Annotated in this window: 24 protein-coding genes; 16 read left to right on the top strand and 8 right to left on the bottom strand. The window is 55.7% G+C overall.

The window, feature by feature from the left end; translation table 11 throughout:
* Positions 1 to 20: 20 nt before the first annotated feature.
* The 6 genes from PAT9B_RS16470 to PAT9B_RS16445 all read left to right on the top strand — a co-directional run bounded on the left by PAT9B_RS16470 (position 21) and on the right by PAT9B_RS16445 (position 5,387).
* Entirely contained in the window at positions 21 to 809 is a 789-nt protein-coding gene (locus PAT9B_RS16470; protein WP_013510409.1) for a siderophore-interacting protein, read from the top strand.
* Positions 810 to 901: 92 nt separating this feature from the next.
* On the top strand, positions 902 to 1,441 hold the full coding sequence (locus PAT9B_RS16465) for a PadR family transcriptional regulator (RefSeq protein WP_013510408.1): 540 nt from the start codon (positions 902 to 904) through the stop codon (positions 1,439 to 1,441).
* 196 nt (positions 1,442 to 1,637) lie between these two features.
* Positions 1,638 to 3,119, top strand: coding sequence for a UbiD family decarboxylase (locus PAT9B_RS16460; RefSeq protein ID WP_013510407.1), 1,482 nt, complete (start codon positions 1,638 to 1,640; stop codon positions 3,117 to 3,119).
* Positions 3,120 to 3,130: 11 nt separating this feature from the next.
* On the top strand, positions 3,131 to 3,709 hold the full coding sequence (locus PAT9B_RS16455) for a UbiX family flavin prenyltransferase (RefSeq protein WP_013510406.1): 579 nt from the start codon (positions 3,131 to 3,133) through the stop codon (positions 3,707 to 3,709).
* A gap of 10 nt (positions 3,710 to 3,719) precedes the next feature.
* The gene (locus tag PAT9B_RS16450; RefSeq protein ID WP_013510405.1) at positions 3,720 to 4,442 is read left to right on the top strand and encodes a DUF554 domain-containing protein; all 723 of its coding nucleotides are present in this window, start codon (positions 3,720 to 3,722) and stop codon (positions 4,440 to 4,442) included.
* Between the two features lie 69 nt (positions 4,443 to 4,511).
* Positions 4,512 to 5,387 (top strand): LysR family transcriptional regulator, encoded by an 876-nt coding sequence (locus PAT9B_RS16445; protein ID WP_013510404.1) that lies wholly within the window; start codon positions 4,512 to 4,514, stop codon positions 5,385 to 5,387.
* A gap of 41 nt (positions 5,388 to 5,428) precedes the next feature.
* On the opposite strand, the gene PAT9B_RS16440 is transcribed toward PAT9B_RS16445, so the two are convergent.
* The gene (locus PAT9B_RS16440; RefSeq protein ID WP_021186382.1) at positions 5,429 to 5,716 is read right to left on the bottom strand and encodes a SelT/SelW/SelH family protein; all 288 of its coding nucleotides are present in this window, start codon (positions 5,714 to 5,716) and stop codon (positions 5,429 to 5,431) included.
* A 397-nt stretch (positions 5,717 to 6,113) separates the two neighbouring features.
* Here PAT9B_RS16440 and PAT9B_RS16435 point away from each other — a divergent pair, with 397 nt between their 5' ends.
* The 5 genes from PAT9B_RS16435 to PAT9B_RS16415 are packed head-to-tail and all read left to right on the top strand — an operon-like array spanning position 6,114 to position 12,034.
* Entirely contained in the window at positions 6,114 to 8,363 is a 2,250-nt protein-coding gene (locus PAT9B_RS16435; protein WP_083810319.1) for a TonB-dependent receptor domain-containing protein, read from the top strand.
* Positions 8,364 to 8,415: 52 nt separating this feature from the next.
* Positions 8,416 to 9,447: a hemin-degrading factor gene (locus PAT9B_RS16430; RefSeq protein WP_013510401.1), complete on the top strand. Its 1,032-nt coding sequence runs from the start codon at positions 8,416 to 8,418 to the stop codon at positions 9,445 to 9,447.
* Positions 9,444 to 10,268 (top strand): hemin ABC transporter substrate-binding protein, encoded by an 825-nt coding sequence (locus PAT9B_RS16425; protein ID WP_013510400.1) that lies wholly within the window; start codon positions 9,444 to 9,446, stop codon positions 10,266 to 10,268. The genes PAT9B_RS16430 and PAT9B_RS16425 overlap by 4 nt, the downstream gene beginning before the upstream one ends.
* The gene (locus PAT9B_RS16420; RefSeq protein WP_041525847.1) at positions 10,261 to 11,262 is read left to right on the top strand and encodes an iron ABC transporter permease; all 1,002 of its coding nucleotides are present in this window, start codon (positions 10,261 to 10,263) and stop codon (positions 11,260 to 11,262) included. Before PAT9B_RS16425 ends, PAT9B_RS16420 begins: the two co-directional genes overlap by 8 nt.
* Positions 11,255 to 12,034 (top strand): heme ABC transporter ATP-binding protein, encoded by a 780-nt coding sequence (locus PAT9B_RS16415; protein WP_013510398.1) that lies wholly within the window; start codon positions 11,255 to 11,257, stop codon positions 12,032 to 12,034. Before PAT9B_RS16420 ends, PAT9B_RS16415 begins: the two co-directional genes overlap by 8 nt.
* Before the next feature lie 85 nt (positions 12,035 to 12,119).
* Here the strand turns inward: PAT9B_RS16415 and PAT9B_RS16410 are convergent, their stop codons facing one another.
* Positions 12,120 to 13,103, bottom strand: a complete 984-nt coding sequence (locus tag PAT9B_RS16410) for an MDR family oxidoreductase (RefSeq protein WP_013510397.1) — start codon at positions 13,101 to 13,103, stop codon at positions 12,120 to 12,122.
* A 246-nt stretch (positions 13,104 to 13,349) separates the two neighbouring features.
* Between PAT9B_RS16410 and PAT9B_RS16405 the strand changes: the two genes are divergently transcribed.
* The gene (locus tag PAT9B_RS16405) at positions 13,350 to 14,255 is read left to right on the top strand and encodes an Rpn family recombination-promoting nuclease/putative transposase (RefSeq protein ID WP_013510396.1); all 906 of its coding nucleotides are present in this window, start codon (positions 13,350 to 13,352) and stop codon (positions 14,253 to 14,255) included.
* A 124-nt stretch (positions 14,256 to 14,379) separates the two neighbouring features.
* Here the strand turns inward: PAT9B_RS16405 and PAT9B_RS16400 are convergent, their stop codons facing one another.
* From PAT9B_RS16400 to PAT9B_RS16380, 5 genes are read right to left on the bottom strand one after another with little or no spacing between them, the layout of a single operon-like run.
* Positions 14,380 to 15,690, bottom strand: coding sequence for an FAD-binding oxidoreductase (locus PAT9B_RS16400; RefSeq protein WP_013510395.1), 1,311 nt, complete (start codon positions 15,688 to 15,690; stop codon positions 14,380 to 14,382).
* Positions 15,691 to 15,707: 17 nt separating this feature from the next.
* A complete protein-coding gene (locus PAT9B_RS16395) occupies positions 15,708 to 16,457 on the bottom strand; it encodes an amino acid ABC transporter ATP-binding protein (RefSeq protein WP_013510394.1) in 750 nt (249 codons plus the stop codon).
* The gene (locus tag PAT9B_RS16390) at positions 16,454 to 17,263 is read right to left on the bottom strand and encodes an amino acid ABC transporter permease (RefSeq protein ID WP_013510393.1); all 810 of its coding nucleotides are present in this window, start codon (positions 17,261 to 17,263) and stop codon (positions 16,454 to 16,456) included. The genes PAT9B_RS16395 and PAT9B_RS16390 overlap by 4 nt, the downstream gene beginning before the upstream one ends.
* 3 nt (positions 17,264 to 17,266) lie before the next feature.
* Positions 17,267 to 17,977, bottom strand: a complete 711-nt coding sequence (locus tag PAT9B_RS16385; protein ID WP_013510392.1) for an amino acid ABC transporter permease — start codon at positions 17,975 to 17,977, stop codon at positions 17,267 to 17,269.
* Positions 17,978 to 17,994: 17 nt separating this feature from the next.
* Entirely contained in the window at positions 17,995 to 18,819 is an 825-nt protein-coding gene (locus PAT9B_RS16380; protein ID WP_013510391.1) for a transporter substrate-binding domain-containing protein, read from the bottom strand.
* A 191-nt stretch (positions 18,820 to 19,010) separates the two neighbouring features.
* Here PAT9B_RS16380 and PAT9B_RS16375 point away from each other — a divergent pair, with 191 nt between their 5' ends.
* From PAT9B_RS16375 to PAT9B_RS16360, 4 genes are all read left to right on the top strand, one after another.
* On the top strand, positions 19,011 to 19,811 hold the full coding sequence (locus PAT9B_RS16375) for an IclR family transcriptional regulator (RefSeq protein WP_013510390.1): 801 nt from the start codon (positions 19,011 to 19,013) through the stop codon (positions 19,809 to 19,811).
* A 93-nt stretch (positions 19,812 to 19,904) separates the two neighbouring features.
* Entirely contained in the window at positions 19,905 to 20,609 is a 705-nt protein-coding gene (locus tag PAT9B_RS16370; protein WP_013510389.1) for an SDR family NAD(P)-dependent oxidoreductase, read from the top strand.
* A 28-nt stretch (positions 20,610 to 20,637) separates the two neighbouring features.
* Positions 20,638 to 21,966 (top strand): FAD-binding oxidoreductase, encoded by a 1,329-nt coding sequence (locus PAT9B_RS16365; protein WP_013510388.1) that lies wholly within the window; start codon positions 20,638 to 20,640, stop codon positions 21,964 to 21,966.
* A 493-nt stretch (positions 21,967 to 22,459) separates the two neighbouring features.
* Positions 22,460 to 24,607, top strand: coding sequence for an ornithine decarboxylase (locus tag PAT9B_RS16360; protein ID WP_013510387.1), 2,148 nt, complete (start codon positions 22,460 to 22,462; stop codon positions 24,605 to 24,607).
* A 163-nt stretch (positions 24,608 to 24,770) separates the two neighbouring features.
* Here PAT9B_RS16360 and mltC read toward each other — a convergent pair whose 3' ends face one another.
* Positions 24,771 to 25,850, bottom strand: coding sequence for a membrane-bound lytic murein transglycosylase MltC (gene mltC, locus PAT9B_RS16355; protein WP_013510386.1), 1,080 nt, complete (start codon positions 25,848 to 25,850; stop codon positions 24,771 to 24,773).
* Between the last annotated feature and the right edge of the window lie 49 nt (positions 25,851 to 25,899).

Raw genomic sequence — 25,899 nt, 5'->3', positions numbered from 1 at the left:
TCCTCGCAGGGAGATATGACTTGAGAAAACAGACCTCTACGGACAACCCGCGCGCGCCCCGTCGCGTGCGTAATGAACTGCGTTTCCGCCACATTACCGTGGCAAGTAAAACCCGTATCGCTGGGCAATTTTGGCGCATCGTCTTCACCGGCAGCGATCTGGCCGGTTTCAACTCGCCTTCTTATGACGACCACATCAAAGTGTTCTTCCCGGAACCGGGCAGCGTGCTGGCACTGCCAACCATGACCGACGAGGGCGTGGTATGGCCTGCGGGTGTGCGTCCGGCCGCGCGTGATTACACGCCACTGGCGTTTAACGGTGTCGATACGCTGACCCTCGACTTCTATATTCACGATGGCGGTGTCGCCAGTAGTTGGGCTAACGACGCGCAGCCGGGCGACCAGCTGGCGATGGGTGGCCCACGCGGTTCCTGTGTGGTGCCGGTTGATTATGGCTGCCAAATCTATGTCTTTGACGAGACGGGCTTGCCAGCGATTAAACGCCGTTTGGCTGAAGTGGCAGCGCAGGAGGTGCACCTGCTGGCGTTTGTCGATGAAGCCACTGGCCGTGATTATCTGGGCGACCTCGACGGCGTCAATATTAGCTGGTTGGGTAGCGGCACCATGCAGAGCGATAATCTCGGTGCGCTCATTGCGAAGCTGGATAAGATTTCGATCCCCAGCGAGGAGTACTTTATCTGGCTGACCGGGGAAGGCGAGGCGGTGAAACTGCTGAGCGATTACTTCACCCAGCGCCGTGGTGCGGATACCGATTTTGTACGCGCCGTCGCCTACTGGCATCAGAAATAACCGACTCTTGCCTGTCCGGTTGCCGCCTGTGTTGAATTTTGCCAGGCGGCAGACTACTATCAACCTCCCTTAACCGACCCCTCAGGCAGGCAATGAAACAGCATCGCGATTCTCCCTGGCACGGCGACCACGCACAGCGTGCATTTTGTGCGGGCGCACGCAAAAAGCGTCGAGAACGTATGCTTGATGCCAGCGATATTCGCCTGTTAATGCTGCACTTCCTCGCTCAGAGCGACGCTCACGGCTATGAGTTGATCAAATCGGTTGAAGAGCTCTCCAAAGGGGAATATTCCCCCAGTCCTGGTATTATCTATCCCAATCTGACGCTGCTGGAAGAGACCGACGCTATTCGCGTGGTGGATGCGCAAGAGTCGCGTAAGGCTTACACGCTGAACGACAGCGGTCGGGCGCTGCTGGCAGAAAACCGTGAAAATGTGGACACCATTATTGGGCGGTTAACCTCGCTGGCGATTCTGGTGAATAATCGCAGCATCCCGGCGGTGGAACAGGCAATTCACAATATTAAATTCACCCTGAATCATCGCCTGGCGCAGGAAAATATTTCTGAAGAAGCTCTCGATATTGTGATTGCGGCGCTGAATGAAGCTGCGGAAAAAATCGCAAAGAGTTGATCTTCATCTCTTTTTACCCCCTATTTTGTTGCAATATTGTTTAATTAAAATAAACAAATAAAAACAAAGATGTTGCATAAATATCATCCAAACCGAAAAGGTTTGGGTGATAAATATAAACGGTAGTTTTTCCCGCCATTATTCAGCGCTACTTTTCCCTCATCGCATTCACTCTGAAGCGTTAAGGGAGAAGAATATGTCTGAAACAAAAAAACAGCCGGTACATGACCTACGTTCGGCGATCGCATTGCTGCAAAGCCTGAAAGGCGAATTCGTCAGTACTGATACCGAAGTCGATCCGCATGCGGAACTCTCTGGCGTGTATCGCTATGTCGGTGCCGGTGGGACTTGTGAACGTCCGACGCGCAAAGGCCCGGCGATGATGTTCAACAAGGTCAAAGGTTTTCCTGATGTACGCGTGGTCACCGGTTTGATGTCTACCCGTGAACGTGTGGGGCATCTGCTGGATTGTGCGCCGGAAAAACTCGGTTTTCTGCTGAAAGATTCCGTCCATCACGCGGTTGCGCCCGTGGTGACCAGCGAGAAACCGCTGTGCCAGGAAGTGGTGCATTACGCGGAAGACCCGAATTTCGATCTGCGTACCCTGTTGCCCGCGCCGACCAATACCGAAGAGGATGCCGGCCCTTACTTCACCATGGGGATGTGCTACGCCTCCGATCCGGAAACTCACGAGTCGGACATCACCATCCACCGTCTGTGTATCCAGAGCCGCGACGAACTTTCGATGTGGCTGACCCCTGGCCGCCATATCGATGCCTTCCGTGAGAAAGCCGAAAAAGCCGGTAAACCCTTGCCGATCTCCATCAGTATCGGTGTTGATCCGGCGATCGAAATTGCTGCCTGCTTTGAGCCGCCAACAACCCCGCTGGGCTTTAACGAGCTGAGCATTGCCGGTGCCTTACGTGGCAAACCGGTGGAACTGGCCCCCTGTGTCAGCATCAACGAGAAAGCCATTGCACACGCTGAAATCGTGATTGAAGGCGAACTGCTGCCGAACGTGCGGGTGCGTGAAGATCAGAACACCAACACCGGCAAAGCGATGCCAGAATTCCCGGGTTACACCGGCGAAGCGAAAGCCGAGCTGCCGGTCATCAAGGTGAAAGCGGTAACCCACCGTAAACACCCCATTCTGCAAACCACCCTTGGCCCAAGCGGCGAGCACGTCAGCATGGCGGGTATCCCGACCGAAGCCAGTATTCTCGATATGCTGGAACGTGCGATGCCAGGCCGGGTCGTCAACGTCAATGCGCACACTTCGGGTGGCGGCAAACTGCTGGCGGTGATCCAGTTTAGAAAATCCTCGCCGGTGGATGAAGGTCGTCAGCGCCAGGCTGCCCTGATCGCTTTTGCCGCGTTCTCTGAACTGAAGCACGTCATTCTGGTGGATGACGACGTGGATGTGTTCGACACCGACGACATCCTGTGGGCGATGCAGACGCGTTTCCAGGGCGATGTTGATATCGCCACCATCGCCGGAGTGCGTTGCCATCCGCTTGATCCATCACAAGATCCGGCCTACAGCGCCAGCATCACCCAACAAGGCATGACCACCAAAACCATCTTTGACTGCACCGTTCCGTGGCATCTGAAAGCCCACTTCGAGCGTTCTAAGTTCAAAAAAGTAGATGTAAAACGTTTCCTTCCCGATTTTGAGTAAGTGAGGTTGTAGTGAGCAGAAGGCGCATTATCGTCGGCATTAGTGGTGCATCCGGTTTTCAGTACGGCATGAAGGCGCTGCAATTGCTACGCGATCAGGATATTGAGGTGCATCTGGTCGTGACCAAGGGCGCAGAGGTGACGCGTTCGATGGAAACGGCATGGCAGCGGCAGGAGATCACCGATTTGGCCGATGAGGTGCATAGCATCAGCAACCTCGGTGCCTCGATCTCCAGCGGCTCGTTCAAAACCCTTGGCATGCTGATTGCGCCCTGCTCAATGAACTCGCTGGCGTCCATCGCGCATGGGCTGACCGGCAATCTGCTGACTCGTGCAGCGGATGTGATCCTGAAAGAGCGGCGTCGGCTGGTGCTGATGGTACGTGAGACGCCGCTCAATCTGGTGCACATCCGTAATATGGCGGCAGTGACGGAAATGGGCGGGATCGTGTACCCGCCGGTTCCGGCCTTTTACCAGAAGCCACAATCCGTGGATGAAATGGTACATCACAGTGTATCGCGCGCCCTCGATCTGTTTGATCTCGACGTCGGCAACCTGAAACGCTGGGGTGAAAAACATAATGAAGCCTAAGGAGTAAATTATGGTAGTGGGACCCTTTGTCAACGGCAGCGCCGTGCTGATTGGTGGGCTGGCTGGCGCTTTTCTCGGCACCAAAGTGCCGGAACGCCTACGCGTAGCACTGCCGATGACCTTCGGCCTGTCGTCGATGGGCCTCGGGATTGTGTTGATTGGTAAGATTCACAGTTTACCGGCGGTAATTCTGGCGCTGATTATCGGTGCTGCCCTCGGTGAACTGGTGTTTCTGGAAGAGAAAATTGGCCGCCTTGGTAATCTGGCAAAAGGGCTGGTTGGGCGTTTCCAGGGCGAACAAACCGAAACCGGTCTGACAGGTGCGGCCTTTACCGAGAAGTACGTGGCGATTATGGTGTTGTTCTGCGCCAGTGGTACCGGCATTATCGGGGCGATGACCGAAGGGATGACGCACGATCCTAATATCCTGTTTGTTAAATCAATTATGGATATCTTCACCGCAGCGATTTTTGCTACCTTGCTGGGCTACGCGGTCGCAGTGATTGCAGTGCCGCAGCTGATCATCCAGCTGGTACTGGCGTCAGCCGCCGTGCTGATTATGCCGCACACCACGGCAACCATGATGAGTGACTTTACCGCAGCGGGTGGGTTTATCATGTTAGCGGCGGGTTTCCGTATCGCCGGAATTAAATCATTCCCGGTGGCGAATATGCTGCCAGCGCTGGTGCTGGTGATGCCGATCAGCCATTTGTGGACGATGTTTATCCATTAAGCAGTATGTCAGCCGCGGTTGGATCGTGGTTAGCCATGTCGGATCAGGCGCGAGGAGGCGCGGAACATCATGGATCTCAAACGATTGCATTACTTTTGCACAATAGCGGAACAGGGCTCGATCAGTAAAGCCGCGAAGCTATTGAACATCGCACAACCGCCGCTGGGTAAGCGTTTACAGGAACTGGAAGAGGAAATTGGTTCGCCGCTGTTTACCCGCACCCCGCGCCGCATGGTGCTGACTGAGGCCGGAACCTTTCTCTATCGTCAGGCGTGTGACATCCTGAGTCGGGTCAATCAACTGAAACGCCAGACCATCACCATTGCCACACGCAAGCAGCGCCGGGTGAATATCGGCATCTCCTACCTGTATCTACGCTATTTCAACACCATACTGATGGATTACTACCGCAACCGCCCCGATTGGGATATTAACGTTATCGTCTCCGACTCCAGCCATCTGGAAGCGATGCTGCTGGATAACACGGTAGATATTGCGTTGATGCAAACCCCTGGCGACCAGCAGGCATGGTTTGTGCGTGAGCTGGAACCGATCGATACCATTGCGGTGATATCCATGCACTATGCCCCGATGCTGGCAGGCAAAGCCTTACAGTTCGCCGATCTTAGCGGCATTCCGCTGATTCTGCTGCATCGTATCGGTGGGGAAGGGACTTATGAAGTGCTGCGCAGTAAGCTGTTCAGTAGCCTCGATCAGGTGAATATCAGCATCAAGGTTTCAGAACCGCGTCTGGTGCTGGAGATGATGGAGCAGGGGTTTGATGGCGCGGCATTTTTACCGCGCTCGGAGTTTATCCCCAGCGCGCAGGGCAAATATATGGTGTGCCCGCTGGCGGAACCATTCGCGATTTACCGTCCGGCCATTGTTGCGTTGAGCACCGCGCAAGATCGTCTGCTGTGGCCGCTGGAACATGAAGTGGCATAACGTAAATTGCGCGATAAATCGCGCCGCTACGATTCGGCTCGCTAGTTTTTTTTCTTATCCACATGGCCCAACTCACGATCCGGGAAGCAATAATCCCGCACCCGCTGTTTTAACGCCGCCGCATCGGGAAAGCCGCCTTCCTGCTTGCGCTCCCAAATCACGTTGCCATCGATGGTGATCTCAAACACGCCACCCGTACCGGGCTGCAACGTCACTGAGGCCAAATCATCCGCAAAGGTATGCAGCAACTCCTGCGCCATCCATGCCGATCGCAGCAACCAATTGCACTGCGTGCAGTAATGAATATTCACCGCCGGTTTTTGTGCCATGTCATCGCCCATCTTAATTAATTGATTAGTAGTAAGTTAATTGTGGTTAACAAATTGTGCTGTCTAAGATACATCTTAGTGTAAATGCTATTGATAATGATTACCACTTACATTACATTCCTGACGAAATCATTTATAACATAAAAAAAGTCTGTAACTTTTTACGGTTTTATATACAAAACCTGTGGTTTTCTGGCAGCAAGCAAGTGAGCGAATACTAACAATTAACCAGGTATTTCGCGTCTATGTCCTCTCTATTTTCGGGGTTAACTCACCAGCGTCTTTTCAAAACGGCGATCTTAGCGTCAGCGATTCATGCGGCGTGTGGCTATGCAGCGACCAGCGATAATCAAGATCTGACCATTTCAGGCAAAAAACCACCACCAATGAACCGGTGATGACCGTTACTGCACCGAAACAACCGTTGGTTGCCGGCAGCCGTAACACCATCTCAGCTGAAGAAATGCAGAAGCAGGGTGGTAATGATTTCGGTTCAATTATGCGTTATCAGCCGCTGGTTAGCGCGCCGGGTGCCGCAGGCGGTAGCAACACCGGCAAAAGTGGCTACACCGGCGACCGTGGTGGTTACACCGGTTATAACATCCGTGGCCTGGAAGATAACCGCGTCTCTATTGACGTAGACGGCATTGAACAACCTTTCGCGACCGGACGTAGCTCCGTAGGCCGCGCCGGTTCCGGCACCTTCGGGATTGGCCGTGACTATATCGATCCGTACATGTATGGCTCAGTCGGCATTGTTTCCGGTGCGACTGATGTTTCCTACAAGAACAACGCCCTCGGTGGCTCGGTTTCCTTCCGTCCCAAATCGCCGGATGATTACCTGTCGCCAACGAAGCAAACCTACTTCGGTTATCAGAGCGACTACGACTCTTCTAACCGTAGCTGGCACAACGGTATCACCGCAGCAGCAGGTGACGAAACCCTGCGCGGTATCGTGGTGATTAGCCGTCGTGACGGCCAGGAAACCCGCAACAATAGCGGCACTATTGATGCCTACCCGGCTAACTGGCACTCGGATGCGATTGCTGCCACCGGTATCTGGCAGCCAAACAGTGAGCATCAGTTCAGCGCCACGCTGGACTACTACCACAAAACCAATCACACCAACTTCGACTACTGGGGTACGGGCACCACCACCATTTATGGCCGTGCCGATCAGAGCAGCCAGACGCGCCGCTGGAGTGGCATGCTGAAAGATCTCTGGACGCCAGATAACAACCTGCTGGTGGATAGCCTGGAAAGCAGTATCTATTACCAGGAAACCCAGGCGCATGATGACACTGCGGTACCCGTTGCCGGTACAGTTGCAGCGCACAATATCTATTCAGACTACAACACCAAAACCTTTGGCTTTGAAACTAAAGGTGAAAAGAGCTGGTTGTTTAACAACATCAGCTATGGTCTGAACGCCAGCATTGCGAAAACTGAGCGTCCATACTGGCTGGATCCGGCACAGACCTCTTACAACGATATCACTCCGCCAGAAGCCAACAGCCGTAGCTGGACATTCGGTGCCTTCGTTGAAGACACCATGAGCTGGGATCTGAACGGCCACACCTTCTCGGTGATTCCGGGTGTGCGTTATGCTTACCAGAATACCAAACCGCAGAACCTTTCCAGCCTGGCGGGTGGCGATGCCGATCTTTCCACAGACGACGTGTCGACGTTGTATAACAAGAGCTTTAGTGATGGTCAGATCCTGCCGTCAATCGCCTTCCAGTACAACCTGACGCCGAAGATGATGGCTTATCTGCAATACAAGCGTGGCGCACAGTTCCCGAACCCAAGCCAGCTGTATGGCTCATGGAACCTGTCCTCTAACTATGCTTCCGCTTACGGTGCACAGTATGCCCTGTTGGGTAACACCGACCTGAAAACCGAAACCAGCAACAACTTCGAGTTTGGTCTGAAAGGCGAAGCGGTGGAAGGGATCACCTTCTCTGCGGCGACCTTCTACAACAGCTACAAAAACTTTATCGACTACACCCGTTATAGCCGTAGCACCAACCCGTCAGTCTTTACCAACATTCCGAGTAATATCGATATCGCTTACCGTGCGGAAAACCGTGACAAAGCCTATATCTACGGTGCGGAATTCGGTAGCAAGTTCAATATCGGGACATGGGTGCCAGAAGTTGATGGTCTGAGTGCACGTCTGGCATTTGGTTATGCTCAGGGCGCGTCTAAGTCCAGCTACCTGGGTGATAAATACGTGCCGTTGGAGAGTGTGCCGCCGATGCGTCTGATCACCGGTGTGGCGTATGACGATCCGGATCAGCGTTACGGTGCCGCCGTGACCGCTACCTTTAACCACGGTAAGCGTGCGACTTATACCCAACGTCAGAGCTACACCAACACCGGTAGCTCGATTGGTACTACCAGCAATACTTACTACCAAAACATCCCTGGCTACGCGCTGGTGGATCTGACGGCTTACTACCGCGTCACCAAAAACGTCAAGATCAGTGGCGGTGTCTACAACCTGACGGACCGCAAATACTGGGACTACCTCAGCAGCCGCGATCTGGAATCCACCACCAGCAAAACCGATCAAAACTACTATGATTCACAGCTTGCTGTGATGCCGGGACGCACCTTCCAGTTGGGTGTGAACGTCGATTTCTAATAAATCACTTCGCCCTGCGGCAACGCAGGGCATTTTCATGGGAGCATGCGCAATGAACGAACGTTACGAACACTATCTGGCCCTGAAAGGCGAACATCCGAAAAAATACGCGCGCGATTTGGCGGCACTGATGGGCATTGGCGAAGCGCAGCTGTGCGAAGCGCGCGTCGGTCAGGATGCAAAAGCCCTGAAAACCGATTTCCCGGCGCTGCTTGCTGCCCTTGAAGCGGCAGGTGAAACCAAAAGCATCACCCGTAACGAATACGCCGTGCATGAGCAGGTCGGAAAATATGAAAACCTGCACCTCGGCGAACATGCCGGATTGATCCTCAACCCACGCGCGCTGGATCAGCGTCTGTTTCCCCAGCAGTGGCACAGCGCCTTTTTCCTGCAAGAAATGACGGCGCGTGGTGAACGTCAAAGCATCCAGATTTTTGACAGGCATGGTGACGCGGTACTGAAAATCTACACCACCGACAACACGGACATCGCCGCCTGGGATGCGTTGATTGCCCAGTTCACTACCGCTGAGCACGTCCCACTGGAACTCACACCTGCCAGCAGCCCGCAGCACAGCACGACCGTTGATGCCAGCACCATCGAGGCCGAATGGCGTGCCATGACCGATGTGCACCAATTCTTCGGTTTGCTGAAGCGTCATAACATTTCGCGCCAGCAGGCATTCCGCGCGGTAGCGGACGATTTGGCCTGGCAAGTCAGCAATGACGCGCTGGCACAGCTGCTCAATCAGGCACAGCAGGATGGCAACGAAATCATGATTTTTGTTGGCAACCGTGGCTGCACCCAGATCTTTACCGGTGCGATAGAAAAACTAATGCCGATGGACAACTGGGTCAACATCTTCAACCCTGCATTCACGCTGCATCTGATGGCGGATCACATCAGCGAAAGTTGGGTGACGCGTAAGCAGAGCGGCGATGGCTTCGTCACCAGCCTTGAGCTGTTCGCCGCTGACGGTACGCAAATCGCGCAACTGTACGGCCAGCGCAGTGAAGGTACGCCGGAACAGGCGCGCTGGCGTGAACAGCTGGCGTTGCTCACTACCCCAGGAGCTACCGCATGAAACGTCTGACCCTGTTGTTGCTGACCGCGCTGGCGCTGCCGACGCTGGCGGCAGAACGCGTGGTTTCCATTGGTGGAGACGTCACGCAAATCGTATACGCGCTGGACGCCCAGCAGGATCTGGTGGCGCGCGACAGCACCAGCCAGCAGCCTGCTCAGGTAAATAAGCTGCCGAACATTGGTTATATGCGTCAGCTGAATGCGGAAGGCATTCTGGCGCTGAAGCCGACGCTGGTACTGAGTAGCGAACTGGCAAAACCGTCGCTGGTGCTGCAACAGGTGGAGCAGGCAGGGGTGAAGGTGGTGGAAGTCACCGGCAAAAATAGCCTCGAAGCGATCCCGGAAAAAATCGCGACCATTGGCAAGGCGCTGCATCGTGAAGACGCCGCCAAAGCACTGACTGAGAAAGTCCAGAAACAACTGGCACAACTGCCGGGTCAACCGCTGTCGGTGAAGGTACTGTTTATCATGGCGCACAGCGGCATGAATACCCTGGCGGCAGGATCGCAGACCGGGGCTGATGGTGCGATTCGCAGTGCTGGCCTGGTAAATGCGATGGGAGCCGTACCGCATTATCAACCGCTGTCGCCGGAAGGTGTGGTGGCTGCCGCACCGGATCTGGTGGTGGTGGGTCAGGATGGACTGCGTACCCTCGGCGGTGAAGAGAAGGTGTGGTCGCTGCCGGGTCTGGCGCTGACGCCAGCCGGGCAGCATCACGCGCTGTTGGTGGTGGATGAGATGGCGCTGCTGAGTTTTGGTCTCGACACACCGGACGCCATCGTCAAACTGCGTCATGCAGCCGAAGCGGCAAAACATGACTAGCGTTGCAGTGCTGCGCTGGCTCGGCCTGATGGCCATCAGCATGGTGATTTGTATGCTGATGGCCGCCAATTTTGGCGCGATGCCGCTGTCAATCCGCACCCTGTGGCACGCACCGCTCAGCGATATGGTGTGGCAGATTTGGCTGAATATCCGTCTGCCGCGCGTGCTGTTAGCGGTGCTGCTTGGCATGGCGTTGGCAGTGTCTGGTGCAGTGATGCAGGGGCTGTTCCGTAACCCGCTGGCCGATCCCGGTTTGCTGGGGATCAGCAGCGGTGCCGGTCTGGCCGTGGCGCTGGCGATTATCGTGCCGGTGGCGTTGCCGCCGATCCTCGCCCTGTGGTTACCGATGCTGGCGGCCTTTGTCGGCAGCCTGGTGGTGACGTTGCTGATCTTCAGCTTCAGCCGCCTGGCACTGGGCAACCTGTCGCGTTTGCTGCTGGTAGGCATTGCCATCAATGCGTTGTGCGGCGCGGCGGTAGGGGTGTTGTCGTGGATCAGTAATGATCAACAACTGCGCCAGCTGGCATTGTGGGGTATGGGCAGCCTCAGTTCGGCACAGTGGCCGAGCCTAACGGTGTGCGCGTTGCTGATTTTACCCGCGTTGATCGCCATCCAGACCCGTGCACGGCGTCTGAACCTGCTGCAACTCGGTGAAGAAGATGCACATTACATGGGGATCGATGTGAAACGTACCCAGCGTCAGTTACTGGTGCTGAGCGCGTTACTGGTCGGCACGGCGGTGTCGGTGAGTGGAATTATTGGTTTTGTCGGGCTGGTGGTGCCACACGTGATGCGCTTCTGTCTTGGCAGCGATCATCGCTGGATGTTACCGGGATCGGCGCTGGCAGGGGCGATCCTGTTGTTGCTGGCAGATACGCTGGCGCGCACCCTGGTGATCCCGGCAGAAATGCCGGTGGGTCTGTTAACCAGCCTGATTGGTGGTCCGTGGTTTCTCTGGCTGATCCTGCGCCAGCAGAGGGGGATAAATGAGTGATCGGATGCAGGCGCGCGGTCTGTGCTTTAGCCATGGTGCACGGGCGTTGATTGATAATGTTTCGGTGACGCTGGAGCCAGGCGAAATGGTCGCGTTGATCGGCCCGAACGGTGCCGGTAAATCTACACTACTGCGCCTGCTGACTGGTTTTCTCACCCCGGCAGCCGGTGATTGCTGGTTGGGTGATAGCCCGCTGGCAGATTGGCCGCGTGAACCACTGGCCCAGCGCCGTGCGGTGATGCGTCAGCAAAACAGCATGACCTTCCCGATGCCAGCGGAAGATGTGGTGGCGATGGGGCGTGCGCCCTGGCCGACTGCGGGATCAAAAGCGGTGATTGAGGAAGTGATGCATATCACCGGTAGCCTGGAACTGGCGCGACGTGATTATCGTTCGCTGTCTGGCGGTGAGCAGCAACGTGTGCAACTGGCGCGTGTGCTGGCACAGCTGTGGCATGAGGATGGCCCGCGTGGGTGGCTGTTCCTTGATGAACCCACCTCGGCGCTGGATCTGTTCTGGCAGCAGCACAGCCTGCGTTTGCTGCATCGCTTAACGCGTAATGGACGGTTTAGCGTGTGTACCGTCTTGCACGATCTCAATCTGGCATCACTGTGGTCGGACCGTATCCTATTGTTGCATCAGGGTAAACTGGTGGCAGAGGGCGCGCCACATGAGGTGATGACCGAACAGACGCTGACACGTTGGTATCAGGCAGAATTGGATGTGGTGCGGCAGGCGGAGCAGGGCAGGCCGCAGATTCAGTTACGCGCCTGAATAACATCAGCGCGATAAATCGCGCCGCTACAGTATGTGCAATTTTTCGTAGCGGGGCGATTTATCGCGCTTTTTTTGGCAGATGTTACCGGCAATCGACGATCAGACGTCCACGCACTTCACCCGCCAGCAGTTGTTCTGCCCCTTCACGCGCTGCACTCAGCGGGATTACGCGGGTGAGTTTTTGCAGCTGTGCGCCGTCCACCAGTTCCGCCAGGCGTTGCCATGCCTGCTGACGCAGCGGTTGTGGGCACATCACACTGTCCACGCCTGCCAGAATCACGCCGCGCAGAATAAAGGGGGCAACGCTGGTTGGCAGATCCAATCCCTGCGCCATACCGCAAGCGGCAACGACGCCATCCCGTTTGATGCCAGCCAGCACATTACTGAGTGTATGGCTGCCAACGCTATCGATAGCGGCGGCCCAACGCTCTTTTGCCAGCGGTTTGCCGGGTTGGCTGAGTTCGTGGCGATCAATGACGGATGTCGCTCCAAGGGTGCCGATTAAGTAGTCGCTGTCACTGGCACGACCGCTGGAAGCCACCACTTCATAGCCGAGACGCGCCAGCAGGCTGACGGCAAAACTGCCTACACCACCGCTGGCACCGGTGACCAGCACCGGACCGTGCTGCGGCGTAATGCCTTGTTTTTCCAATGCGAGCACGCACAACATGGCGGTAAACCCGGCAGTCCCGATCGCCATGGTTTGCAGTGGGCTGAGCGCGGAGGGGACTTTGACCAACCAGTCACCGGAGACGCTGGCCTTCTGCGCCAGGCCACCCCAATATTTCTCACCGACGCCCCAGCCTGTCAGCAATGCAACATCATCCTGCTGCCAGTGCGGGTGGCGACTATTGATCACCCGGCCAACAAAATCGATACCCGGTACCATCGGGAACTGGCGCACGATTGGGCCTTTGTTGCAGATAGCGAGGGCGTCTTTGTAGTTAAGGGTGGAGTAGCTAACTTCGAGGGTGACATCCTGATCCGGTAGTTGTTTTTCTTCCAGATCTTTCAGGGTGGTGCGGTATCCCTGTTCGTCATTATCAATGACCAGTGCCTTAAACATGCAGCCTCCGGCTGGTTGAGGAAAGTGGGGTCATGGTACTCCTCAAATCAGGCTGCTTCTAGTGAGCCAAATCAAGGGCACGTCATTCGTTGTTCCGGTCCGAAACACCGCTGTCATTCCTGAATATTTCCTGAAGGCGATCTGAATCCCTTAAATCGCTGTGAGAATCTTACCCTCTGTATTTCAGTGCGTTAAGTACGATGTTAATGTCCTGGCACTTTTACCGGATTGACAGGTGTTGCGTTTATGAGTGTCATCTCGGCTCCGCATGATGCGTTGTTCAAAAGGTTTCTTAGCCATCCGCCGATTGCCAGGCAGTTCCTCGAAATTCATCTGCCACCATCCATACGTCAGCATTGCGATCTGGACACTCTGCAACTGGTTACCACCACCTTTATTGAACGGGATCTACGTGCGTTATATTCCGATGTACTGCTGTCGATGAAGACCGACTGTGGTGAGGGGTATATTTATGCCTTGATTGAGCATCAAAGCTCTCCAGATAAGAATATGACCCTACGCATGATGCGTTATGCCATTGCCGCCATGCAACGCCACCTCGATGAGGGGCATACTGAATTGCCGATTGTCGTACCCATGTTGTTCTATCAGGGAAAAACCAGCCCTTATCCCTACTCGATGAATTGGCTGGCGTCATTCCGCGACCCGGATCTGGCTGAGCAGATTTTTTGTCATCCCTTTCCGCTGATTGATGTCACAGTCATCCCTGATGAAGAGATCATGACGCATCGCGCGGTGGCACGACTGGAAATGGCGCATAAGATCATACGTCTGTGTGACATGTTGGAGAATATCGACCCGATGGCAACGTTGCTGTCTGTGGATTACAATGATGATCTCTCTATCGACGTGATCTTCTACCTGCTACAACATGGGGATACGGATGACCGGGAAAAACTCGTTGAGATATTGATGCAGACCAAACCTCAACTAAAGGAGCAGATTATGACGGTTGAACAACAATGGCGGCAGGAGTCGCGCCTGGAAGGACGACAGGAAGGACGACAGGAAGGACGGCAGGAACTGGCACAGGAAATGGCACGCCGCATGCTGGCCAAACAGCTGGATCTGGCAACGATTATCGAACTGACTGGCCTGAGTGAAGGTGAGTTACAACAACTGCGTGCCTGAATCACGGACTTAACGGTAGCGGCGCGATTTATCGCGCAGATCCGTGTGCGATGAATCGCGCAAATCCGTGCGCGGTGTCGGAAAAAACTGCGCGATAAATCGCGCCGCCACAAGGGACGAGACTTCAATCCCGTGCCTTATCCACCGCATCGCGAAAACGGTACCAGCCAGTCACCAGGGGTAAAAACCACGGTTTCCCCCCATACAGCGGGATCGGTTTAAAAGTGTTGCGCTCAAACGACAATGGACGCGGTTCGGTGCCGAGCAGCTTTTGTGCGGCGCGATAACCGAGCCAGCTCATCAGCGCCACGCCGTTACCATTGCAGCCAACTGCAAAACGCGCGTTATCCATTTCACCGGCATAAGCGGTTTTATCCCACGTCATACCCACATAACCACTCCAGGCATGGCTAATGCGATACGGTGCCAGTTCCGGCCAGATCGCCAGCATACGTTGACGAATGCGGATCGCAGCCGTTTTATCGTCGCAATCCATAATGCCGGGACGCGAGCCAAACAGCAGACGCGTGCCGTCCGGCGACGGGCGGGTGTAGATCAGATCGCGACGGCTGTCGGTGATCATGCGGCCACCGGGAATCAGCTTCGCCATCAACGCGGGCGGCAGCGGTTCGGTAGCGATCTGATAACTTTTCACCGGCACGATGCGTTTTGCCAGATTGGGAGAGGCCTGAGCATCGGTGTAGCCGTTGGTGAGGAAAATCACCTGACGCGCGCGCACGGTGCCACGTTCGGTGTAAACCACTTTGCTGCCGCCTTCTGTTTCCACGCCAGTCACGCGGGCATGGGAAAAAAGTTGTGCCCCCAGTTTACGTGCCAGGTCGCGTAACGCCCGGTTGTATTTACCTGGATGTACGCCACCGTATTCATCCACCAAAATGCCGCCGTGATAGAAGTCGGAGCCGATGATCGGTGCCTGAGTCGCGCGATCGATCTTATGCACCGTAACGCCGGTAACGCGATGCAGGATATCGCCCATCTGATATAAACCGGCGAGTTGCTTTTGCGTGTGTGCACCAAAATAGCGGCCACCAATAAACAGATCCGCGTCCAATTGCTCCTCGCGCACCAGATCCTGAATAAAGGCAAAGGAGGCAATCGAGTCGGCGATCATGCGTTGAAACAGCTCCGGCGCGATGCCTTTGATGGCACCGCCAACCACCAGTTTCTGCCCGCTGCTGATCATTCCGCCGGTGCGGGTACTGCCGCCGCTGCCCAGCGCGTTAGCCTCCAGCACCACCACTTTTTTGCCGTGGCGGGCCAGCTCGATCGCTGCATTCAGCCCGGCGAAACCGGAACCCACGATCACGATCTCGGTTTCTGCCGGGAGCGGATCACGGCAGGTTTCCGGCGGTGCGGCTTCCCACCAGTACGGGCTGGTTTTGAAATCTTCAGTAAAAATTGCCTGATCTGACATGATGTCTCTCAACTCCGTTACAACACCTGGCCGAGGAACTCGCGCGTGCGCGCATCCTGCGGATCGTCAAAGAGCTGCGCCGGTGGCGCCATCTCCACAATTTTGCCTTTGTCGGTAAAGCACACCCGATGCGAGACCTCGCGTGCAAAGCGCATTTCATGGGTCACCAACAGGCAGGTCAGGCCGTCATCTACCAACTCACGAATGGTGTTCAGCACTTCTTTCACCGTTTCCGGGTCCAGCGCGGCGGTGACTTCATCAAACAGGATGATTTCCGGCTGCATCGCCAGTGCGCGGGCAATGGCGACGCGCTGCTGCTGGCCACCGGAGAGTTCGCCCGGGTAGCGTCCCTCTTTTCCTTCCAGCCGCACTTTTTTCAGCAAACGCAGTGCGCGCTCGTGCACCACGTCGCGTTGATGCTTCAGTACCTGCATTGGTGCCATCATCACGTTGTCGAGCACCGTGCGATGCGGGAACAGGTTGTATTGCTGGAACACCATCGCCACCTGGTGGCGCAGCGGACGCATCGCTTTTTCGCTTTCAATCTCATGCACGCGATGTTCACCGACGCGGATAAAGCCATCGTCGATCGGCAACAGGCCATTGATGCAGCGCAAAATGGTGGATTTACCTGAACCTGAAGGCCCGATAATGCACACCGCTTCGCCTTTGGTGACTTCCAGCGAAATGCCTTTCAACACCTCGGTGTTGCCGAAAGATTTGTGAATATTGTCCAGCTCGATCAGGGACGGAGTGCGAGTGATCATATGGCATCCCCTTTGGTTTGGTTTTCCAGCCGACGCGCCAGCAAGGCAATCGGATAGCAGTAACAGAAGAACATCAGCAGCACGGTGACGTAGAAATAGATCAGCGAGCCTTCGCTTTCGGTTGCCAGCGTGGTGCGCAGCAACGTCACCACCTCCTGCACACCGGTCACGGTCGCCAGTGCAGTAGAGATAGCCAACAGCGCATACAGGTTCATCCAGCCAGGAATAATGCGACGCAGCGCCTGTGGCAGGATCACGATGCGATAGATTTGCCACGGGCTGTAGCCCAGCGAACGGGCCGATTCCCACTGGCCGCTATGCACCGAATTCACCGCACCGCGAATCACTTCGGCGAAGTTGGCGGCGGTCGGCAGACTCAGACCGACAATCGCTTTAAACAGCGGCGACAGCGTGAACTGCACACCCAGCAGCTCCACGCGGTAGGGCAGCAGATACAACATCGAGAACAGCAGTACCAGCCATGGGGCATTACGCAGAAAGTTCATCACGGCGCGTGCCGGAATACTCAACCAGCGACGCTTTGCCAGCATCAGTAAGCCGAGAAACAGCCCGAGTACCGTGGCAATCACCATGCTGGCAATGCCGATAAAGATGTTGAGGATAAAACCGCCGTTGAGCGGCCAGCCGTGCATGGAACCGGTCAGCAGCAGTGGCAGTTTTTCCCATACCTGACGCCACTCGCCGCTGCGATCGGTCACCATGCTGCACAGCAGGATCAGCAGGCCAATAAACAGAAAGGCGTGACGCGTCTGCTTTTTACGTTTCAGATAGAGAATGTCGCTCATGGATCAGGCTCCGTAACCAGGATAGGCGAGGGCACGCTGTACCCAGCCAATCAGCCACACCACCAGGCTTACCAGCACCACGTAGATCACCAGGATCAGCAGCATCACTTCCAGCGTGCGGAAGGTGTCGTTGTAGATCTGCCCGGCGGCATACATCAGTTCCGGGACGGTGATCACTGACGCCTGCGAAGTGGTTTTGAACAGGTTGGTCAGCACGTTGGTCAGGGGCGGCAGGCAGATACGCGCGGCAATCGGCACCTGCACATGACGGAACAATCCCCAGCGCGTGTAGCCCAGCGAGCGCGCCGCTTCCAGCGTGGCTTTCGGCACCGCATCGAAGCCAGAACGAAACGCTTCGATGCACAGCGCGCCGCCGAACAGGCTGAGCGACACGGTGGCCGACATAAAGGCGCTAATCAGCGGCACCTGTAAGCCGGTCACCGGGTCTTCACGGGTAAAACCAATCTGCGTTAGCGTGAAGTAGAAGAACAACATTTGCAGCAGGGGCGGCGTGTTGCGAAACAGCTCGACGAACAGCTCGATACTGGCATCCAGCCACGCGAGACGGAACGTCAGGCAGAAAGCGCCCAACAGGCCGATAACAATGGCGAACGCCGAAGAGAGCGCCGCCAGTTCCAGCGTTTGCAGCACGCCCTGTAGCAACCACTGCTGATACGTGGGGTCAAGTAGCCAGGAGAAATCGAGTCCGAACATATGTCGCTCCTGACGGCTTACTTGGCCGCAGCGCGCGCCGCTTCCGCACGTTTGGCGATGTACGGCGACGCAGGCATCGCAAACTCTTTTTCCCAGCCAATCAGCTTGTCTTCGCCTTCAGCTTTGACAATGGCTTTATCAACGGCGGCGCGGAAGGCATCGTCACCTTTACGCAAGCCACCGGCCATCGGCAGGTATTCATAGGGTTTCACCGCGATTTTGTAATCGCTCCAGCCCGGTTCTTTCAGTTTGTTTTGCAGCGACATGTCATCAAACACCATCGCCACACAGCGGTTGTCCTGTAACGCACGATACGCTTCCGGCAACGCGGTGAAATTCACCAGTTGCAGGCCATATTTTTCAGTCACGGTTTTATTGAAATAAGAGCCTTGGATGCCGCAAATTTTCTGGCCTTTCAGTTGCTCCCACTGGGTAAATTTCACCGCTTTGCGCGCCAGGATCGACGGACCCGCAGCGGAAACGTACTCATCGGTAAAATCGATCTGTTTGGCACGATCCGGCGTGACGCCAAGGGTCGCCATGATGATGTCGATCTGCCCGGAGTTGAGGAATTGCATGCGGTTAGAGGCGTTCACTGGCACCAGTTTGATTTTGTCTGGCGAGCCGAGCAGTTCGTTGGCGATGTAGCGCGCCAGGCTGATCTCGAAGCCGACGGTGTTGCCGTTGTTGTCCATGTAGCCGTAAGGCGGGTAGTCATTTTTCACCCCGACCGTTAATACGCCGCGGGCCTTGATATCGGACAGGGTGTCCGCGTGGGTAATTACCGGGGCAGCCAACAGCAACATCGAGGCAGCCAGAATACGCATGCGATGGTTTTTCATAGATATTTCCTCTGTCGGGGTGAATCTGCAGGTGTTGTAAATTTTGTTATGTGAGCGACTTTTTTTGTTGAAACGCGCTGCTCACTTGTCAACCGAATATGAAATCTGCTAGAAAATTAGTCAACAAAAAACCATATACTGAAATCTTATGATTTAAAGTTTCATAATGTGGAACTTTAACGGTGAGGCTGATGAGCGAAAATTCGGGGAAAAATGGGGTACAACTGCTGGATCGTGCCGTGATGTTGCTCGATCTGGTGGCTGATGCGGGCAGTGAAGGGGCGACGCTAAAAGCGCTGTGTGACCTTTCCGGTCTCAACAAAGTCACCTGCCATCGCATTCTCAATTCGCTGGTGGAACATCAGCTGTTGCAGAAGGTGCAAAGTGACAAATGTTACCGGTTGGGCACCAAGCTGCTGGTGTTTGGTGCCAAAGCGGCACGCGGGCCAGGCCTGCGCCGTCAGTTCCAGCCTGCGCTGGAGCGGTTACGGCAGCAGACCGGGGAAACGGCGATGTTGATGGCGCGCGATCGTGATGATTCGGTGTGTATTGACCGCTACGACAGCGAATACCAAATGCAGACACTGACCGGATCGGTCGGTGGTGCCGTGCCGCTGGGCCTCGGGCCGGGCAGCCTGGCGATCCTGGCGTTTCTGGAAGAGGAGCAGCAGCAGGCGATTCTGGCGCGCAATCGGGCACGGCTCGACAGTTGGCCGCAGCTAACGGCGCAAGCCTTGCAGCACAAACTTGAGCAGACGCAGCAACAGGGTTTTGCCATCGATCCTGGGGAGCTGATTCCGGGGATCGCCGGGATCGCCGTACCGATCATGGTATCCGGTGCTGGCGTGGTGGGATCGCTGGGGTTGACCTTCCTCTCACCCCGTCTGAACCCCGAGGTGCAGCAGCGTTATGTGGCGTTGTTGAAAGAGGAAGTCGCGGCGATTGCGCCACTGATCAGCCCGCTGGATACGCGGTTGCGGGCATCGCTTTAGCGGTGAGGCACAAATTAGCCTATTGCACATCTCCCTCTCCCTTATGGAAGAGGGCCGGGGTCAGGGTAACAACACGCACAATCTGGAGATTCCATGAGCAAATCAACACGTAAAGTCGCGTTAATCAGCGGTGCCAGCCGCGGTATTGGGGCGGCGATTGCCGCCAATCTGCTGGCAAACGGTTGGGCGGTGAGTCTTGGCTGCCGTTCACCCGCGGATGTGGTCGTCAGCGACGGCGAAAATCAGCTGGTGTGCCGTTTTGATGCCTTTGATGCGGCCACCGAACAGGCATGGGTGGATGCCACCCTCGCGAAATTTGGCCGTATCGATGCGGTGGTGCATAACGCCGGCATGATGTTACCGCTGTCGATCCTTGAAGCCACTGACGACGAGTTTGATCGCACCTTTGACGTCAACGTCAAATCGCCGATGCGCCTGAGCCGTCTGACATGGCCGCATTTGCAGGCCAGCGGTGCCGGCCGCATCGTGATGCTGGTTTCGCTCTCCGGTAAACGCGTCAAAGCGGAACGCTCCAGTCTGTATGCCATGAGCAAGTATGCCGCGCTGGCGCTGGCCCACGGGCTACGCAAAATCGGCGACGCCGATGGCATTCGCTGTACCGCCATCTGCCCCGGCTTTGTCGCCACCGATATGGGGACCGCATTGACCGAAGTGCCCGCAGAAAAGATGACGCAGCCGGAAGATCTGGCGCACCTGATCCGCACGGTTCTGGAATTACCCACCACTACCAGCATTGCCGAAATTCCGGTGAACTGGACGGTGGAAGATAACTATTGATGCCCTTTTACCTGACGAGGAAATAATCATGGGTCCCAGCGTGGATGCAGTTCCCTCTTCGGCAACGTTTCCGACGAGCGCCGATGTGGTGGTGATTGGTGGTGGGATTATCGGCGTGGCGACCGCGTTGTCGCTGGTGCAGCGTGGTATCAGCACCGTGCTGCTGGAGAAGGGCACGGTGGCGGCGGAGCAATCAAGCCGTAACTGGGGCTGGTGTCGCCGCACCGGGCGCGATCTGCGCGAGCTGCCGCTGATCAACCTCAGCATGCAGTTGTGGGAGGGGATGAATGCGCGTTTGAACCGCGAGACGGGTTTTCGTCGCAATGGCATCGTTTACGCCTCACGCACTGAGCAGCAGCGCGAGCGTCATCAGCGCTGGGTCAATGAAGCGCAACACTACGGCATTCACAGTGAGATGTTGACGCCGCAACAGCTGAGCCAGCATCTGCCGCAGCTCCAGGGCCGCTATCCCGGTGGGTTATATACCGCGCTGGACGGGCGTGCCGAGCCACAGCAAGCAGCACCCGCGATGGTGGCTGCCGCGATGGAGCAGGGGCTGAATCTTCAGCAGCATTGCGCGGTGCGCACCATCGAACGCACCAATGGCCGCGTCAGCGAAGTGGTCACCGAGCACGGTGCTATCCGTTGTCAGCAAGTGGTGGTGGCGGGTGGTGCCTGGTCCCGCCTGTTGTTACAGGGGTTGGGCGTGACGCTGCCGCAGCTGAAGGTGCTGTCGACCGTATTGCGTACCCGTCCGGTGGATTTCGATCCCGGCGTCTGCGCCAGTTTTGGCAGCGTCGCGTTACGCAAACGGCTGGATGGCGGTCTGACAGTGGCCAGTTCAGCCACCAATACCGCAGATATCACGCTGGATTCGTTACGATTTAGCCCGCGTTTTATGCCAGCATTTTGGGTGGAGCGTAAATCGTTGCAGCTGCGTCTTGGCAAACGTTTTGTCGATGAGGCACTGCGCTGGAAGCCCGGTCAGGCGGATAAACGATCGATCTATGAAGTGCTGCGCGTGCTCGATCCGCTGATTAATCCCTTGATCGTACAGCGCATGCGTCACAGTCTGGCTGAGTTGCTGCCGCCGTTGCGCGATCTGCCGCTGGCGCAGTGCTGGGGCGGGCTGATCGACACCATGCCGGATGCCATTCCCGTGATCTCCGGCATTGATCAGGTGGCCGGGTTGTATCTTGCCACCGGCTTTTCCGGTCACGGATTTGGTATTGCGCCAGGTGCCGGCCAACTGATGGCGGACTTGGTGCTGAACAGCACACCGTCGGTAGATGCCCATCCGTTCCGCTTCAGCCGTTTTAGCGATGGTGAAAAGATTCGCGCACAACACTGGTTGTAATGCTTTGTTATCAATATCCGCACCTTGCATAATTTTGCATAAGGTGCGGATAATTAAGCACTTTTAAATTTACCGACTGATAAAAATCAATATATATCAATAAGTTGTCCATGCGCAAAAATTGCCAGTAGCGGGTTGTTCCGACAAAAAAAAGATGACATTATTGCGCCCCTGATAGTTATCAACCCCCTTTATCACTGAGGACGCCGCCATGGTCGGTACAATGCGCATTTGCACTTGTTCCCGTTCGCTTCGCTGCAAGCGTTCCTCCGTCATCTGTTGTTCGCATTTCTCGCTCACCATGCGGTGAGGCCAGCTTCGCGCTCGCTGTTGGACATGAGTAAAGACAGACGCTTTCTGGCTTTACTGATGTCTATCGGTTGCGGCTGTGAACTCTTTTTGCACCGATCCGTCTGACGTTATTCGCCGGGGAATCTTCCTCATTGCTGTGCCACTGGCACCCACTCATCCTTGACCTCTGGGGATTTGTGTTATGACACCACTAAAAATTGCTGCCAGCGCTGCTGTAGCGCCGAACCTGAGCCTGAACACCATGCGCGACGTGGTGACGCTGGACAACACTGACTTTACCGATGTGGCGGCTGTTGTCGTCTCTTTGGCGGATACGCGCAGTGGCGTGTTGGCGCTGTTGCGCCAGACCGGCTTCAACCTGCCGGTATTCGTTGCCAATGCCTTTGACGAAGAGGTGCTGCGACTGCCGGGCGTGGTTGCTGAAATCAACGGCGCACCGGAGGAGTGGGAGGCGTTAGAAGAGGCCGCGCAGGCTTATGAAGCGGAACTGCTGCCACCGTTCTTTGACACCCTGACGCGCTATGTCGATATGCAAAACAGCACCTTTGCCTGTCCGGGACATCAGGGCGGTGCCTTTTTCAAAAAGCATCCGGCCGGTCGTCAGTTCTATGAATTCTATGGCGAAAACGTCTTCCGTTCCGATATGTGCAACGCGGATGTCAAACTGGGCGATTTGCTGATCCACGAAGGTTCGGCTAAAGATGCGCAGAAGTATGCGGCCAAAGTGTTTAACGCTGACAAAACCTATTTCGTGTTGAACGGGACTTCCAGCGCTAACAAAGTGGTGACCAACGCGCTGCTGACACGTGGTGATTTGGTGCTGTTCGACCGCAACAACCATAAATCTAACCATCATGGTGCGCTGATTCAGGCGGGAGCCACGCCGGTGTATCTCGAAGCGGCGCGTAACCCGTTCGGCTTTATTGGCGGCATTGATGCGCATTGCTTTGATGAAGGCTATCTGCGTGAGCAGGTCAAGAAAGTCGCGCCGAAGCGCGCTAAAGATCAGCGTCCGTTCCGTCTGGCGATCATTCAGCTCGGTACCTACGACGGCACGGTGTATAACGCGCGCCAGGTGGTGGATCGCATCGGCCATCTGTGTGATTACATCCTGTTTGATTCCGCCTGGCTGGGTTACGAGCAATTTATCCCGCTGATGGAGGGGTGCTCGCCGTTAACGCTGGAGCTGAATGAGAACGATCCGGGAATTTTTGTCACCCAGTCGGTGCATAAGCAGCTGGCCGGATTCTCACAGACTTCTCAGATTCACAAGAAAGATAACCATCTGCGCGGGCAGAAACGCTTTTGTCCGCATAAGCGCCTGAACAACGCCTTTATGCTGCACGCGTCCACCAGCCCGTTCTACCCGTTGTTCGCGGCGTTGGATATTAACGCACGGATGCATCAGGGCGAGGCGGGTCGTAGCATGTGGCACGAATGCGTCACGCTGGGCATTGATGCGCGTAAAGCGATTCTGGAACGCTGTGAGATGATTCTGCCATTCCTGCCGGAACAGGTGCATGGTCAACCGTGGCAGGCAGCAGAAACCGAGACGATCGCCGCCGATCCTGCTTACTTCAGCTTCGAACCTGGGGCGAAATGGCACGGTTTTGCCGGTTATGCCAGTGAGCAATATCTGGTTGACCCTTGCAAACTGCTGCTCACTACGCCAGGCATTGATGCCGCCAGCGGGGAGTACACCGAGTTCGGCATTCCGGCCACCATTCTGGCCAATTACCTGCGCGAAAACGGTATTGTGCCGGAAAAATGCGACCTCAACTCAATCCTGTTCCTGCTGACGCCAGCGGAAAGCGCGGAGAAGATGGCGCATCTGGTGGCGATGCTGGAGCAGTTCGAACAGCACGTGAAAGAAGACGCGCTGCTGGCGGAGGTGCTGCCGAGTGTGTATCGCAAAAATATGGCGCGTTATCAAGGCTATACCCTGCGTCGCCTGTGCCAGGAAATGCATGATTTGTACGTCAGCTATGGTGTGAAAGATCTGCAAAAAGCCATGTTCCGCGAAGCCTGCTTCCCGCCGGTTAAGGTAAACCCGCAGGATGCACATCAGGCGTATATTCGCGGTGACGTCGAGCTGGTGCCGATTGCCAAAGCGGAAGGGCGCATCGCCGCAGAAGGTGCATTACCTTACCCTCCTGGCGTGCTGTGCGTGGTGCCGGGCGAAGTCTGGGGTGGCGCGGTGCAGCGCTATTTCCTCGCGCTGGAAGAGGGGATCAACCTGCTGCCGGGCTTCTCGCCGGAGTTGCAGGGGGTTTACACCGAAGAGGATGACAGCGGACGTAAGCATTTAGTGGCGAATATGATGGTTTAATTGTGCTTGCTGTTACCCTCATCCCGGCCTTCTCCCGCAAGCGGGAGAAGGAGATGTGCAATATGCTGAATCTGCTCCCTCTCCCGTAAGCGGAAGAGGTCTGCTCGATCTGCTCCCTCTCCCGTCTTGCGGGAGAGGGCTGGGGTGAGGGAACTGACCGCACTTAATAACGGTGATAACTGCGCTGGGCGCTGTTCACCTTGTACAGATAGCGACGTGATTCTGCGGATGGATGGTTGGTGGTCAGAGTCTGATAGACCTGCCCCGGCGACATGCCATTAATCATCGCAAACGCGCGATCTTTATCGCTGGAGAACACGCGCAACACGCTGCCCGCACCGCCGTTATAGGCAGTAATCACCGCATAACGTCGTGATACCGGGTCCTGGATTCCGCCCAGATAGGTGTTCTGCAATAACGACAAATAGGCCGTACCGGCATCGATGTTATTCTCCGGATCAAGCAGATAACTGCGGCTTGGTTTGCCCCATTTCCCCTTCATGCGGAAGACATCAACCCCTGCGGTATGCTGCACGACCTGCATCAGCCCCAGTGCATCCGAGTTGCTCACCGCATAGGGGTTGAAGCTCGACTCGGTCTGCATAATCGCCAGAATCAACGACGCATCCACGCCATACTCTTCAGCGGCTTTACGCACCATGGGCAGGTATTTATGCGCACGTTTATCGAGATGGTTTGGCACCATCGGAATGGTCACAGACCAGATAACATGCAGGCCCGAGGTGCGTTTTTGCAGTTTGTTCTGAATCAGGTAATCAGCAAAGCTGCCAGCACGTCCCTGCCAGCGAATCGCCTGACCGGTGTTGTCCAACACCTGGCCGTACAGCATCGGCTCTTTACTGATCTGAATATCGTTGGCGTCTGAATAGAGATCGACATTACCCGGTTCGTCACCCATTAACAGCGTGGTGATGATCGCCTGGCGCAGGCTCGCCATCGGATCGGTGCCGGAAATGGTTTCAACGGTAATGCTACCGCTATCAAAGTTGATATGGCTGCGGGTGTAATAGTTATCGCTATATTTGACGTAATCTTTTGGGCCAGCGATCAGAACTTCATTGATTCCCCAGATATTTTCAATGTTATGGGCGAACTGACCCATCAGAATGTCGAAACCGTTGGTGTCCTTAACCCACTCTTCGTGATATTGCCCTTGTTTGTGTCCGGAGCAGGAAACCAACAACGGTGCGATTGCCAGCAGGGCGATCAATTTTTTATTCATTGTTAATGCAAGCCTGACCTGAAAAGGGCCTCAAGGTGAGGCCCAGAAA

This window comes from Pantoea sp. At-9b, assembly GCF_000175935.2.
Taxonomy (GTDB): Bacteria; Pseudomonadota; Gammaproteobacteria; order Enterobacterales; family Enterobacteriaceae; genus Pantoea.
Note: the sequence above shows the minus strand (reverse complement) of the source record. Positions and strands in the feature narration are given on the sequence as shown.

Bases quoted from the DNA above. Each gene is read 5' to 3' on its own strand.
- PAT9B_RS16465 (WP_013510408.1), top strand. From the start codon at position 902: ATGAAACAGCATCGCGATTCTCCCTGGCACGGCGACCACGCACAGCGT.
- PAT9B_RS16460 (WP_013510407.1), top strand. From the start codon at position 1,638: ATGTCTGAAACAAAAAAACAGCCGGTACATGACCTACGTTCGGCGATC.
- PAT9B_RS16450 (WP_013510405.1), top strand. From the start codon at position 3,720: ATGGTAGTGGGACCCTTTGTCAACGGCAGCGCCGTGCTGATTGGTGGG.
- PAT9B_RS16445 (WP_013510404.1), top strand. From the start codon at position 4,512: ATGGATCTCAAACGATTGCATTACTTTTGCACAATAGCGGAACAGGGC.
- PAT9B_RS16440 (WP_021186382.1), bottom strand. From the start codon at position 5,716: ATGGCACAAAAACCGGCGGTGAATATTCATTACTGCACGCAGTGCAAT.
- PAT9B_RS16435 (WP_083810319.1), top strand. From the start codon at position 6,114: ATGACCGTTACTGCACCGAAACAACCGTTGGTTGCCGGCAGCCGTAAC.
- PAT9B_RS16430 (WP_013510401.1), top strand. From the start codon at position 8,416: ATGAACGAACGTTACGAACACTATCTGGCCCTGAAAGGCGAACATCCG.
- PAT9B_RS16425 (WP_013510400.1), top strand. From the start codon at position 9,444: ATGAAACGTCTGACCCTGTTGTTGCTGACCGCGCTGGCGCTGCCGACG.
- PAT9B_RS16420 (WP_041525847.1), top strand. From the start codon at position 10,261: ATGACTAGCGTTGCAGTGCTGCGCTGGCTCGGCCTGATGGCCATCAGC.
- PAT9B_RS16415 (WP_013510398.1), top strand. From the start codon at position 11,255: ATGAGTGATCGGATGCAGGCGCGCGGTCTGTGCTTTAGCCATGGTGCA.
- PAT9B_RS16410 (WP_013510397.1), bottom strand. From the start codon at position 13,103: ATGTTTAAGGCACTGGTCATTGATAATGACGAACAGGGATACCGCACC.
- PAT9B_RS16405 (WP_013510396.1), top strand. From the start codon at position 13,350: ATGAGTGTCATCTCGGCTCCGCATGATGCGTTGTTCAAAAGGTTTCTT.
- PAT9B_RS16400 (WP_013510395.1), bottom strand. From the start codon at position 15,690: ATGTCAGATCAGGCAATTTTTACTGAAGATTTCAAAACCAGCCCGTAC.
- PAT9B_RS16395 (WP_013510394.1), bottom strand. From the start codon at position 16,457: ATGATCACTCGCACTCCGTCCCTGATCGAGCTGGACAATATTCACAAA.
- PAT9B_RS16390 (WP_013510393.1), bottom strand. From the start codon at position 17,263: ATGAGCGACATTCTCTATCTGAAACGTAAAAAGCAGACGCGTCACGCC.
- PAT9B_RS16385 (WP_013510392.1), bottom strand. From the start codon at position 17,977: ATGTTCGGACTCGATTTCTCCTGGCTACTTGACCCCACGTATCAGCAG.
- PAT9B_RS16380 (WP_013510391.1), bottom strand. From the start codon at position 18,819: ATGAAAAACCATCGCATGCGTATTCTGGCTGCCTCGATGTTGCTGTTG.
- PAT9B_RS16375 (WP_013510390.1), top strand. From the start codon at position 19,011: ATGAGCGAAAATTCGGGGAAAAATGGGGTACAACTGCTGGATCGTGCC.
- PAT9B_RS16370 (WP_013510389.1), top strand. From the start codon at position 19,905: ATGAGCAAATCAACACGTAAAGTCGCGTTAATCAGCGGTGCCAGCCGC.
- PAT9B_RS16365 (WP_013510388.1), top strand. From the start codon at position 20,638: ATGGGTCCCAGCGTGGATGCAGTTCCCTCTTCGGCAACGTTTCCGACG.
- PAT9B_RS16360 (WP_013510387.1), top strand. From the start codon at position 22,460: ATGACACCACTAAAAATTGCTGCCAGCGCTGCTGTAGCGCCGAACCTG.
- mltC (WP_013510386.1), bottom strand. From the start codon at position 25,850: ATGAATAAAAAATTGATCGCCCTGCTGGCAATCGCACCGTTGTTGGTT.